The organism is Streptomyces sp. NPDC058086 (genome assembly GCF_042885015.1).
GTDB lineage: Bacteria > Actinomycetota > Actinomycetes > Streptomycetales > Streptomycetaceae > Streptomyces.
The window spans coordinates 58,517-71,004 of the sequence record NZ_JBHVST010000035.1 but is presented as its reverse complement, the minus strand read 5'-3'; the positions used below and the strand labels follow the sequence as shown (position 1 = coordinate 71,004).

The following is a 12,488-nucleotide window of genomic DNA, read 5'->3' as shown; positions in this document are numbered from 1 at the left end:
GCACCTCAGGTGATCGCCAGGTCGGTGCGCAGCGGCCGGCCCTGGGCGGCCCGCCACACCGCGGCGGGCGTCAGCGGCATGTTGACATGGCGTACGCCGAGCGGCTTCAGCGCGTCGACCACGGCGTTGACCACCGCGGCAGGTGAGCCCACCGTGGCGGACTCGCCGACGCCCTTGGCTCCGATGGGGTGATGGGGGCAAGGGGTGACGGTCTCGCCGAGCTCCCAGGACGGGCATTCGACCGAGGTGGGCAGGAGGTAGTCCATGAACGACCCGCCGAGACAGTTGCCGTCCTCGTCGAAGGCGATCACCTGCATGAGCGCCATGCCGAGGCCGTCGGCGAGTCCGCCATGCACCTGACCCTCGACGATCATGGGGTTGATCCGGTTGCCGCAGTCGTCCACGGCGATGAACCTGCGGACCTTCACCTGGCCGGTGTCCGCGTCCACGTCGGCGACGCAAATGTATGCGCCGAAGGGGAAGGTGAGGTTCGGCGGGTTGTAGACGCACGTCGCGTCCAGGTGGCCCTCGACGCCCTCGGGCAGCTCCAGGTTGGAGTGTGCGGCGAGCGCGATCTCGGCCATGGTCCGTCCTTGGTCGGGGTCGCCGGTGACATACCAGCGGCCCTTCTCCCACTCCAGGTCGTCCGGGCTCACTTCGAGCATCGCGGAGGCGACGATCTTCGCGCGTTCGCGCACCTTGCGGGCGACCATCGCGGCCGCGGCGCCGGACACCGGCGTCGAGCGGGATCCGTAGGTGCCGAGCCCGAACGGGGTCTGGTCGGTGTCCCCGTGCACCACCTCGACGTCCTCGGGCGGGATGCCCAGTTCCTCGGCGACGATCTGCGCGAACGTCGTCTCGTGGCCCTGCCCCTGGGTCTGCACGGAGATCCGCAGGACGGCCTTGCCGGTCGGGTGCACGCGCAGCTCGGCGCCGTCGGCCATGCCAAGACCGAGGATGTCCATGTGCCTCCGCGGACCGGCGCCGACGGCCTCGGTGAAGAAGCTGACCCCGATGCCCATCAGCTCGCCGCGCTCGCGCTTTTCGGCCTGCTCCCGGCGCAGGTCCTCGTAGTGCGCGATGTCCATGGCCAGCCGTAGGGCGCGCGGGTAGTCGCCGGAGTCGTACTCCCACCCCGTCTGTGTCTTGTACGGGAACTGCCCCGGCCGCAGCAGGTTGCGCATCCGCAGCGCGGCCGGGTCCGTGCCGAGCCTGTCCGCGAGCACGTCGACCATCCGCTCGACCAGGTACACGGCCTCGGTGACGCGGAACGAGCAGGCGTAGGCGACGCCGCCGGGGGCCTTGTCGGTGTAGACGCCGGTCACGGTGCAGTGGGCGGCAGCCAGGTCGTACGAGCCGGTGAAGACGCCGAAGAAGCCGGCCGGGAACTGGGTCGGCTGTGCGGTGGCGTTGAACGCGCCGTGATCGGCGATGACATGGACGCGCAGGCCCAGGATCTTCCCGTCCTTCGTCGCCGCGATCTCGCCGTGCATGTGGTAGTCGCGGGCGAAGGAGGTGCTCATCAGGTTCTCCGAGCGGTCCTCCACCCACTTCACCGGCTTGCCGGTGACGATCGAGCCGACGACCGCGCACACGTAACCGGGGTAGATGCCGACCTTGTTGCCGAAGCCGCCCCCGATGTCCGGGGAGATGATCCGGATCTTGTGCTCCGGGATGCCGGCCACCATCGCGTAGATCGTGCGGTGGGCGTGCGGGGCCTGGGTGGTGGACCACACCGTCAGCTTCCCGGTGATGGCGTCCATGTCGGCCACGGTGCCGCAGGTCTCCAGCGGCGCCGGGTGCACCCGCGGGTAGAGCATGTCCTGCTCCACCACGACGTCGGCGGCCGCGAAGACCTCGTCGGTTCGCTCCTTGTCGCCCGCCGACCAGTCGAAGATGTGGTTGTCGCTCTGATGCTCCTTGTCGTCGCGGATCACCGGCGCGTCCGGGTCGAGCGCCCGGCGGGCGTCGACGACCGGCGGCAGCGGTTCGTACTCCACGTCGATCAGCTCGAGGGCGTCCCGGGCGGCGTACCGGTCCTCGGCTACGACGAAGGCGACCTCCTGGCCCTGGAAGCGCACCTTGTCGGTGGCGAGCACCGCCTGCGTGTCGTACGAGAGCGTGGGCATCCAGGCCAGCCCGAGACCGGCCAGGGTCTCCCCGGTGATCACGGCCTTGACCTTCGGGTGTGCCTCGGCGGCGCTGGTGTCGACGGACACGATCCGGGCGTGTGCCAGTGGGCTGCGCAGGATCGCGCCGTACAGCATCCCGGGCAGCCGTACGTCGTCGACGTAGGTCCCGTGGCCGCGGACGAACCGCGCGTCCTCCTTGCGGGGCATCCGTCCGAAGCCGACCGGCCGTTCCTCGGTGGTCGTCATGCCCGCACCTCCTCGCGGCCGGGCGCCGGCTCGGTGTCCGCGGCCACGTCCGCAGTCTGCGTCCCGCCGCCGTGCTCGGCGGCCCAGCGGATGGAGCGCACGATGTTCTCGTAACCGGTGCAGCGGCACATCTGTCCGGAGATGGCCTCGCGGATGTCCTCCTCCGACGGATCCGCGTTGTGGTCGAGCAGCCAGCGTGCCGTCATCATCATCCCCGGCGTGCAGAAGCCGCACTGCAGCCCGTGGCAGGCGATGAATCCCTGTTGCACCGGGTCGAGTTCGGCCCCGTGCGCCAGGCCCTCGACGGTCCCCACCTCGTGGCCGTCGGCCATCACCGCGAGTACGGTGCAGGACTTGACCGGCGTCCCGTCCAGCCAGACGGCGCACACCCCGCAGTTGGAGGTGTCGCAGCCCCAGTGGGTGCCGGTGAGTCCGAGTTCGTCGCGCAGGAAGTGCACGAGCAGCAGCCTGGGTTCCACGTCCCTCGTGTACTGCTCGCCGTTCACGGTCACCGTGATCCGCATGTCACGCCTCCTGCCCCTGGGCACGCGCGGCGGCGGCGCGCAGCGCCCGCGTGGTGAGCTCCCCGGCCAGATGCCGCTTGTAGTCGACCGGGCCGCGCTGGTCGGCCGTCGGCCTGCACTCCTGTGCGGCGATCCGGCCCGCCTCGGCGAAGCCCTCGTCGTCCGGCCGTCCGCCGCGCAGGAAGTCCTCCGCCTGCTCGGCCACGAACCGTCGGGCACCCACCGCGGTCAGTCCGATCCCTGCCTCGGTGATGACCCCGTCGGAGATCTCCAGCACCGCTCCCGCGGCGACGACCGCCCAGTCGCCCACCCTGCGCTCGACCTTGCGGTAGGCGCTGGCGTGCGAACGGATGGGCACTCGGATCTCCACCAAGAGCTCCGCTTCGTTCAGCGCGGTCTCGTACGGCCCGAGGAAGAACTCCCTGATCCCGATGGTGCGCCTGCCTCCCGGGCCCTGGGCGACCAGGGTCGCCCGCAGTGCCGAGAACGCCGCGGACAGGTCCTCCGACGGATCGGCCTGGCACAGCGAGCCGCCCACGGTGCCCCGGTTGCGGACGAGCGGATCGGCGATGACCCGCTCCGCGTCCCTCAGGATGGGGAAGTGTTCGCCGACAACCGGCGAGGCGAGCAGCTCCGCGTGGCGGACCATCGCTCCGACGGCCAGGTCGTGCCCGTCCACCCGGATCAACGCCAGCTCGCCGAGGCCGTTGATGTCGATCAGGGCTTCGGGCTGGGCCAGCCGCAGCTTCATCATCGGCAGCAGACTGTGTCCGCCCGCCACGACCCGGGCCTCGGGGCCATACCGTGTGAGCAGCTCGATCGCCTGCTCGAGGCTGGTGGCTCTCTCGTACTGGAATGCAGCCGGAACCTGCATCGGGCCCTCCTCACACGCTGTGCCCGTTGCTGCATTGATGCTGCGCTCTTCCACACTGGTCGCGCAATGGCTGTATAAGCATTCACTTATCGCCCTAAATGCGAGAAAATCGGATAGTGACCGTTACGCAGCTCAGCACCTTCGTGCTGGTTGCCCGGCTCGGTTCGGTGGGCGCCGCGGCGCGGACTCTGAACGTGAGCGAGTCCGCGGTGTCACAGGCGCTCGCCGCGCTGCGCACCCACTTCGGCGATCCACTCATCCGGCGCACCGGCGGTGGTGGGATGCGTCTGACGCCCGCCGGGGCGCGGCTGCTGCCGGTCGCGTCGCGGATGGTCGCGCTGAGCGCTGAAGCCGAGGCTGCGGTGCGGGCGGCCCGGGGTGCGCCCGACGAACTGCGGGTCGTCGCCACGAGCACGCTGGCCGAGTTCGTGCTCCCGTCGCTCGTGGAGGCCTTCGCCTGTCGCTCGGGGCGCAGGACCGAGACCTCGTTCGGGGTGGCCGCCGGCAACGAGATACGTGTGTTGGTGGAGAACCGGCTGGCCGACGTCGCGCTCGGGCCGTGTCTTAACGCCGCCCGCAGGGGCGAACTGGTCAGCGAGCCGCTGTTCCGCACCCGGTTGGTCGTGGTGATCGGCGCCGGGTCGCCGAGGCCGCCCGGTCCGCCGCCGCAGTGGTCGTGGCTGGTCGATTCCTCCGGGACCGATCCGGACGCGGACTCCGGGCGGCTGCTGCGTCGGCTCGGAGTGGCCGAGGGACACGTGCGGGTGTTCCCCAACCAGGCCGCGACCTGGGCGGCCGCCGCCGAGGGCGCGGGGGTGGCACCGGCGTTGACCCATCTGGTGTCGCCCCGCATCCGGCGTGACGAGCTGCGCATACTGGAGACCCCCGCCACACCGTCGGACGCCACGTGGCACGCCACCGTCCTGCAGCCCGAGCGTCGTTCCCCGGCCACCGACGCGTTCCTGCACTTCCTGCACACGCCCGCAGCGACCCGCATCATGCGCGCGCCCGGCGCCGGCGTCCCGCCCTCCCGGTTCCGGCCCCCGGTGTACGTCACGCTCTGGGGCACGTGAGAGAGCAGGCTCCCCCATCACCGTAGCGGCGTGCACGGCTTGTGTTTGGTGAGCGTTGAGGTTCACCCGGTCACCCGGGGAGGGAACCTTCAGAGCACCGTTCCTGGTTCTTCCACCCGCTGAACAGCCCATGGCACACCTGCTTGCGTGCCCTACGAGGTGCGCCCCTGCGCATCCGTCAGCGTCGCGAAGGCCGCGTGGGCGAAGTCGAGGACGCCGATCTCGTCGCGCGCCGCCTCCGGCAGGCGGGCGTAGGTGAGCCGCAGGGCACGCAGCACGCCCACTCCCGCGCGGGCCAGGACGGACGCCCGCAGCACGTTCTCCGGCGCGGCCGGGTCGGCACCGTCCACCGTCATACGGTCCAGGAACGCCGATGCGACGGCTTCCTCCAGGTCGAACAGGAGGAAGCGCTCGCCGCGCCCGGACGGAGCGGTCGACAGGGGCTGCGGTCCGGCGAGGAGGATCCCGGCGGCCCAGTCATCGCGAGCGGCGAGCCCCAGGACGGCGTTGCGCAGGGCCGCGAGGGGAGATTCGCCCTGCGGGCGGGCCCTGATCGCCTCCTCCAACAGCGGGATGAAGTCCCGGACGTGCTGCAGGATCAGGCTCTCCTTGGAGGGGAAGTAGCGGAAGAAGGTCCGCTCCCCGACGCCCGCGGCGGCGGCGATGTCCCGCACGGTCGTCGCCTCGTAGCCGTTTTCCTGGAACAGCCGCGCCGCCGCGTGGATCAGCGCCTCATGCGTGCGCCGCTTGTTCTGTTCCCTGCGTCCCGGTTCTGTCGCGCTCTCCACACCCCGAGTATCCCAGCCCCGCGAAAACTTGGCAGTCCTGCCACTTTGTTATTGTGGCAGGACTGCCAGTTTTTGGGACCGCATTCTCACCATGGAGCGCCATGCCCGCCTTCCTTCACCGCCTCGGGCGCCTCGCCTTCCGCCGCCGACGACGCATGCTGGCCCTGTGGTTGGCGCTGGTCGCGGCCGCCGTGGTCTGCATGACGGCCTTCGGTGGCACCGGCAAGCTCGACAACACCTTCTCGATCCCCGACTCCGAGTCCCAGCGGGCCCTGGACCGGATGAAGACCGACTTCCCCACCTTCTCCGGCACGAGCGCACAGATCGTGTTCACCGCGACGGACGGCCAGAAGGTGACCGACCCGGCCGACAGCGCCCGTATCCGGGCCGCTCTGGACGCGGCCGGGTCCTCGCCCCAAGTCGCCAAGGTGGTGAGCCCGTTCGACGCTCACACCATCTCCGCCGACGGCACCACCGCCGTCGCACAGGTGCGCTACGAGGTCCCGCAGAGCGCGTTGGAGCCGCACGCGCTGGACGCGCTCAAGTCCGCCGTGGCCGGGGCGAACCAGCAGGGCATGCGGGTCGACGTCGGCGGCTCCGCGTTCGGCAACGCCCCGTCGGAGTCCCACAGCAGCGACATCATCGGCATCGGCGTCGCCCTGGTCATCCTCACTCTGACCTTCGGCTCCCTGCTGACCGCCGGAATCCCCGTCGTCACGGCCCTCTTCGGCGTCGCCACGGCCATCTTCGGCGCGCTGTCGCTCACCGGGACCGTCTCGATCTCCTCGACCGCGCAGAGCCTGGCCCTGATGATCGGGCTCGCGGTCGGCATCGACTACGCCCTGTTCATCGTCAGCCGTCACCGGTTCCACCTCGCCCACGGCATGGAGCCGGAGGAGTCGGCCGCGCTGGCGGTGGGCACGGCGGGCAGCGCCGTGGTGTTCGCCGGACTGACCGTGGTCATCGCGATGACCGGCCTCACCGTGGTGGGCATCCCCTATCTGACGGCCATGGGGCTGGCGGCCGCTGGTGCGGTGCTGATCGCCGTACTGGTCGCGATCACACTGCTGCCCGCGATCCTCGGCTTCGCCGGTACGCGCCTGACGCCCAGGCCGGGCTCCCGCGCGATGCGCCGCGAGCGCGCCGTCGGCGGTGTGGGCGAGAACGCCGTCGACGCCACCGGCGCGAACGTCGTGAGCAGTTCCGGGGAGAACGTCGTGAGCGGTTCCGGCGCGAACGTCGTGAGCCGTAGTGGTGAGAATGTCGTGAGCCGTACTGCCGAGAACGTCGTGAGCCGTACCGGTGAGCGCGTCTTGAGCCGTACCGGCGAGCACGTCGTGGACACGGCCGCCAACGCCGCCGAGCGCTGGTTCCGGCTGGTCACCCGCCGTCCCCTGCTGACCCTGGTCGCGGTGGTGGCCTCCCTCGGCGCGCTGGCCTGGCCCGCCCACGACATGCGCCTCGCCCTGCCCGACAACGGCACCGCGCCCAGCACCTCCTCACAGCGCATCGCCTTCGACAGGGTCGGCGAGAAGCTCGGGCCTGGTTTCAACGGCCCGCTCCTCGTGCTGGCCGACACCAGCCACAGCTCCGACCCCACCACGGCCGCCCAGCGGGTCGCCGCCACCATCGGCGCGCTGCCCGACGTGGCCACCGTCGGCAAGCCCGTGGCCAACCCGGCCACCCACACCGCGCTCATCCAGGTGATACCGGACAGCGCGCCCAGCGACCCGGCCACCAAGACCCTGGTGAACACCATCCGCGACGACCGGGCCGCGATCCTGCGGGACACCGGCGCCACCGTCCAGGTCACCGGCAGCACGGCCGTGAGCGTCGACGTCGCCGCGAAGCTGAACTCGGCGCTGATCCCCTTCGCCGCCGTCGTGATCGGGCTGTCGCTGCTCCTGCTGCTCCTGGTCTTCCGCTCACTGGTGGTGCCCCTCAAGGCCGCGGCGGGCTTCCTCCTCTCGATCGCGGCGACCCTCGGCGCGGCGGTCGGCGTCTTCCAACTGGGCCATCTCGGCAACCTGATCGGTGTGGACACCACCGGACCGGTCAGCAGCTTCCTGCCGATCATCCTGCTGGCCGTGCTGTTCGGCCTCGCGATGGACTACGAGGTCTTCCTCGTGTCGAGAATGCGGGAGTCCTACCTCCGCACCGGGAATCCGCTGGGCGCGGTGCACAGCGGCGCGCGGCACAGCGGGCGCGTCGTGACAGCCGCGGCCCTGATCATGACCTCGGTCTTCGCCGCCTTCCTCACCTCCGACAGCACGATGCTCAAACAGATCGCCTTCGCACTCGCCGCCGGTGTCCTGCTCGACGCGTTCGTCATCCGGATGACCTTCGTCCCGGCCGTCCTGGCACTGACCCGGCACGCGGCCTGGTGGCTGCCGAAGTGGCTGGAGCGCCGCCTTCCCGACCTCGACATCGAGGGCGACCGGCTCGACCACGCGCACGCCGCGGCCCTACCGGAAACCGCGCCCGTGCCCCGTACCGGGGTGGACGACGCCGAAGGCGCGAGGGCGTCGGCCACCCCGTCGACGGCCGACTGACGACACCTCACCTCCGCCCCGCCGGATCCGGTGATCCGGCGGGGCGGAGCGTCGGCCGACGGTCCTACGGGATCGCCTCCCCCGCGACGACGATCTCCGCCACGCCGTCCTGGTCCTCGCTGACTTCCCGGTCCTCGCTGACTTCCTGGTCCTCGCTGACCTCCCGGTCCTCGCTGACCTCCCGGTCCTTCGTGATTTCCCGGTCCTTCTTGAACTGGGTGCGGTACAGCTCCGCGTACCGGCCCTCCGCCGTGAGCAACTCCTCGTGCGTGCCCCGCTCCACGATCCGCCCGGCCTCCACGACGAGGATCACGTCGGCGGTCCGCACGGTGGACAGCCGGTGCGCGATCACCACGGCCGTACGCCCTTCCAGCGCCTCGGTGAGCGCCTCCTGGACGGCCGCCTCCGAGGTGTTGTCCAGATGGGCGGTGGCCTCGTCGAGGATGACGACACGCTGGCGGGCGAGCAGCAGCCGGGCGATGGTCATGCGCTGGCGCTCGCCGCCGGAGAGACGGTAGCCGCGCTCGCCGACCACGGTGTCGAGGCCGTCGGGCAGGGAGCGTACGAGGTCTTCGAGGCGGGACCTGCGCAGTACGTCCCACAGGTCGTCCTCCGTCGCGGAGGGACGGGCCAGGAGCAGGTTGGCGCGTACCGAGTCGTGGAAGAGGTGACCGTCCTGGGTGACCATGCCGAGGGTCTCGCGCATCGACTCGGCGCTCAGGTCGCGGACGTCGACGCCGCCGATGCGGACGGTGCCCTCGTCGGTGTCGTACAGGCGCGGCAGCAGTTGGGCGATGGTCGACTTGCCGGCGCCGGAGGAGCCGACGAGGGCGACGGTCTGGCCTGGCTCGGCGCGGAAGGACACGCCGTGCAGGACCTCGGCGCCGCCCCGGGTGTCGAGGGCGGCGACCTCCTCCAGGGAGGCGAGGGAGACCTTGTCGGCGGAGGGGTAGGCGAAGCGGACGTCCTCGAACTCCACGGCCGCCGGGCCTTCCGGGACCGTACGCGCTTCCGGTTTCTCCTCGATGAGCGGCTTGAGGTCGAGCACCTCGAAGACGCGCTCGAAACTCACCAGGGCGCTCATCACCTCGACGCGCGCCCCGGCGAGCGAGGTGAGCGGCGCGTACAGGCGGGTCAGCAGCAGCGCCAGTGAGACGACGGCGCCCGGCTCCAGGCTGCCGCGCAGCGCGAACCAGCCGCCGAGCCCGTACACGAGCGCGAGGGCCAGGGCGGAGACCAGCGTGAGGGCCGTGATGAACGCCGACTGCGCCATCGCCGTGCGCACCCCGATGTCCCGCACCCGCCGGGCCCGTGCCGCGAACTCCGCGGACTCGTCCTCGGGCCGTCCGAAGAGCTTGATGAGCGTGGCGCCGGGCGCGGAGAACCGCTCCGTCATCCGGGTGCCCATCGACGCGTTCAGGTTCGCCGCCTCCCGTTGCAGACGTGCCATCCGGCTGCCCGTCCGCCGCGCGGGCACCACGAACACCGGCAGCAGCACCAGCGCGAGCAGGGTGATCTGCCAGGACAGGGTGAGCATGACGGCGAGGGTGAGCAGCAGGGTGACGAGATTGCTGACGACTCCCGACAGTGTGTTGCTGAAGGCGCGTTGGGCGCCGATCACGTCGTTGTTGAGTCGACTGACCAGCGCGCCCGTACGGGTACGTGTGAAGAACGCGACCGGCATGCGCTGCACATGATCGAACACAGCCGTCCGCAGATCGAGGATGAGTCCCTCGCCGAGCGTCGCCGACAGCCAGCGGCCGAGGAGCCCGAGCGCCGCCTCGGCGAGCGCGATGAGTGCGATGAGCACGGCAAGGCGGATGACGGTGGCTTCGTCGCCGCCGGACACGATGGCGTCCACGACGCGCCCCGCGAGCACCGGCGTCGCGACGGCCAGCAGCGCGGTCAGCACGCTGAGGACCACGAACTGGCCGATACGGCGGCGATGCGGACGGGCGAAGGCGGCGATGCGACGCAGGGTCGCGCGGGCGAAGGGGCGGCGCTCCTGCTGCGCGTTCATGACGCTGTACAGCTGGGTCCAGGCTGTGCTCTCCATGCTCATGGGAGTGACCGTAGGACCTCAAGCATCGTTGAGGTCAATGTTTCCTGGACGAAGTCCACGCACACGACGGAAAGCGCGCGGGAACACACCCGGGAACACACCGAGGAACACGGCGCGGAACACGGCGAAGAACACAGTAAGGAATCCATGACGGCACCCACGACGGCGACGCCCCCTCCCGCACCTTGCCCGGCACGTCAGCCGCCGGACGCGCGCCCGCAACCCCCCGTTGGCGCGGCGTGGAGAACCTCTCCCGATGTGACAGCGGTTCGACTTCCCCAGAAGCTTCCCCAGGGGTTCCCCCAAGGATCCCGACGCTTCCCGCTCAGGTCGGTCCTGTGCCTGATCCCGCTCGCCCTCGTCCTGGTCGTCGCGGCGCGGCATCGGTCCGTCCTCATGGAGGGCTTCGGTCATCTGCGCTCGGCCGAGTGGCCGTGGCTGCTGGCCGCCGCCGTCGCGACCTGCCTGACCTGGGTCGCCGCGGCCTCCGCCCGGCAGGGCGCGGTCGTGCAGCGCCTGCCCGCGCGCCGGCTGCTCGCCACCCAGTTCGCCGCGGGTGCGGCCAACCACCTGCTGCCGACCGGTCTCGGCGCCAGCGCGGTCAATCTGCGCTTCATGACCGTGTGCGGCGTCCCGCTCGCCCGCTCCTCCGCCGCGCTCGCGCTCTACATGCTCGCGGAGTCGATCGCACGGCTCACCCTCCTGGTGGGCCTGCTCATCGCGTTCCCCGGAGCCCTGCACATCGGATCCCTTCTCCCCTCAGGCGCGACCGGCCCCTTGCTGCTCGCCGCGGGAGCGGTCCTCCTGGCCGCGGTGGCCACGCTTCTTCTCGTACGACGGCTGCGCAGGGCCGTGTTCTCGTTCCTGCGCACCGCGCTCGGCGAGGCCCGCTCCGTACACTCCCGTCCGGCACGCGCGCTCGCCCTGTGGGGCGGATCGCTCGCCTTCCCGCTGCTGCAGGCCGCCGGGCTGACCGCGGTCGGTCAGGCGATGAACCTGGCGGTGCCGCCCCTGCACATGGCGCTCGCGTATCTGGCGGCGACGGCGGCCGTCGCGATGGTGCCCACGCCGGGCGGCATCGGTTCGGTGGAGGCCGCGCTGATCGTCGCGCTGGTGGCGGCGGGCGGCCCGGTGGCCGTGGCGACGGCGGTCGTGCTGGCGTACCGGATCATCACGGTGTGGGTGCCGCTGCTGCCCGGGGCGCTGACGCTGGGGGCGCTGGTCCGTCTGAAGGTGATCTGAGCGGCACGGATCCGCGCCGCCGGCAGCTCCGGAGTAACCTCCCCGTACGCCGCTCAGGAAAAGGCGTACACGGCCGCGAGAAGGGGACAGCACGATGTCGGTCCGGATCGAACGCCAGGGGTACGTCACCACGGTCGTCCTCTCCCGCCCCGCCGCCCGCAACGCCGTGGACGGGCCGACCGCCGCCGAACTCGCCGACGCCTTCCGGGAGTTCGAGGCGGACGAGACGGCCCGGGTGGCGGTGCTCTGGGGCGAGGGCGGCACGTTCTGCGCCGGCGCGGACCTCAAGGCGATCGGCACCGAGCACGGCAACAGGGTCGCGCAGGACGGTGACGGGCCGATGGGTCCCACCCGGCTGCGGCTGTCCAAACCGGTCATCGCGGCGGTCGCGGGGCATGCCGTGGCGGGCGGCCTGGAACTGGCGCTCTGGTGCGATCTACGGGTCGCCGAGCAGGACGCCGTATTCGGCGTCTTCTGTCGCCGCTGGGGCGTCCCGCTCATCGACGGCGGCACCGTGCGGCTCCCCCGCCTCATCGGCGCCAGCCGTGCGATGGACATGATCCTCACCGGCCGCGCGGTCCCGGCCGCCGAGGCGTACGAGATGGGCCTCGCCAACCGGCTCGTCCCGACCGGCCGCGCCCGGGCCGAGGCCGAGGAACTCGCCGCGGCCATCGCCGACTTCCCCCAGTCCTGTCTGCGCAGCGACCGCGCGTCGGTCCTCGACCAGGAGGGCCTGGTCGAGGAGGCGGCCATGCGCGTCGAACTCCGTTACGGCATGGATGTGTTGGCCGAGGGCATGGAGGGCGCCGCCCGCTTCGCGTCGGGAGCCGGGCGGCACGGCTCGTTCACAGCGAGGTAGCGGGCCGGGGCCTGTGCTGTGTCGCGGCCCGTCGGCTCGATCGGATCGGTCTCGATCAGGTCCGTCTCGATCAGGTCCGTCTCGACCGGGTCCGTCTCGACCGAATCGGCCCCGGCCGAGACCCTGGTGACAGGCC

The 12,488-nt window shown here is 71.2% G+C and carries 9 protein-coding genes; 4 read left to right on the top strand and 5 right to left on the bottom strand.

The window, feature by feature from the left end; genetic code table 11:
* Positions 1-5 precede the first annotated feature (5 nt).
* Genes ACFVWD_RS26325 through ACFVWD_RS26315 form a run of 3 tightly spaced genes read right to left on the bottom strand, consistent with a single transcriptional unit; the run spans position 6 to position 3,776 of the window.
* The gene (locus tag ACFVWD_RS26325) at positions 6-2,378 is read right to left on the bottom strand and encodes an aerobic carbon-monoxide dehydrogenase large subunit (RefSeq protein WP_389599490.1); all 2,373 of its coding nucleotides are present in this window, start codon (positions 2,376-2,378) and stop codon (positions 6-8) included.
* Positions 2,375-2,902, bottom strand: coding sequence for a (2Fe-2S)-binding protein (locus ACFVWD_RS26320; RefSeq protein ID WP_389599488.1), 528 nt, complete (start codon positions 2,900-2,902; stop codon positions 2,375-2,377). Before ACFVWD_RS26320 ends, ACFVWD_RS26325 begins: the two co-directional genes overlap by 4 nt.
* Position 2,903: 1 nt before the next feature.
* Complete coding sequence (locus ACFVWD_RS26315; RefSeq protein ID WP_060897855.1) at positions 2,904-3,776, bottom strand: xanthine dehydrogenase family protein subunit M; 873 nt, start codon at positions 3,774-3,776, stop codon at positions 2,904-2,906.
* 116 nt (positions 3,777-3,892) lie between these two features.
* On the opposite strand from ACFVWD_RS26315, the gene ACFVWD_RS26310 reads away from it, so the two are divergent.
* Positions 3,893-4,849 (top strand): LysR family transcriptional regulator, encoded by a 957-nt coding sequence (locus tag ACFVWD_RS26310; RefSeq protein WP_389599486.1) that lies wholly within the window; start codon positions 3,893-3,895, stop codon positions 4,847-4,849.
* 152 nt (positions 4,850-5,001) lie between these two features.
* On the opposite strand, the gene ACFVWD_RS26305 is transcribed toward ACFVWD_RS26310, so the two are convergent.
* The gene (locus ACFVWD_RS26305) at positions 5,002-5,637 is read right to left on the bottom strand and encodes a TetR/AcrR family transcriptional regulator (protein WP_389599484.1); all 636 of its coding nucleotides are present in this window, start codon (positions 5,635-5,637) and stop codon (positions 5,002-5,004) included.
* 101 nt (positions 5,638-5,738) lie between these two features.
* On the opposite strand from ACFVWD_RS26305, the gene ACFVWD_RS26300 reads away from it, so the two are divergent.
* The gene (locus tag ACFVWD_RS26300; protein ID WP_389599482.1) at positions 5,739-8,189 is read left to right on the top strand and encodes an MMPL family transporter; all 2,451 of its coding nucleotides are present in this window, start codon (positions 5,739-5,741) and stop codon (positions 8,187-8,189) included.
* A gap of 64 nt (positions 8,190-8,253) precedes the next feature.
* Here the strand turns inward: ACFVWD_RS26300 and ACFVWD_RS26295 are convergent, their stop codons facing one another.
* Positions 8,254-10,245, bottom strand: coding sequence for an ABC transporter ATP-binding protein (locus tag ACFVWD_RS26295; protein WP_389599538.1), 1,992 nt, complete (start codon positions 10,243-10,245; stop codon positions 8,254-8,256).
* 264 nt (positions 10,246-10,509) lie between these two features.
* On the opposite strand from ACFVWD_RS26295, the gene ACFVWD_RS26290 reads away from it, so the two are divergent.
* The gene (locus ACFVWD_RS26290; RefSeq protein ID WP_389599480.1) at positions 10,510-11,493 is read left to right on the top strand and encodes a YbhN family protein; all 984 of its coding nucleotides are present in this window, start codon (positions 10,510-10,512) and stop codon (positions 11,491-11,493) included.
* A 94-nt stretch (positions 11,494-11,587) separates the two neighbouring features.
* Positions 11,588-12,352 carry a crotonase/enoyl-CoA hydratase family protein gene (locus tag ACFVWD_RS26285; RefSeq protein ID WP_389599478.1) on the top strand — a complete coding sequence of 255 codons (765 nt, stop codon included), beginning with the start codon at positions 11,588-11,590 and terminating at the stop codon, positions 12,350-12,352.
* Positions 12,353-12,488 lie beyond the last annotated feature (136 nt).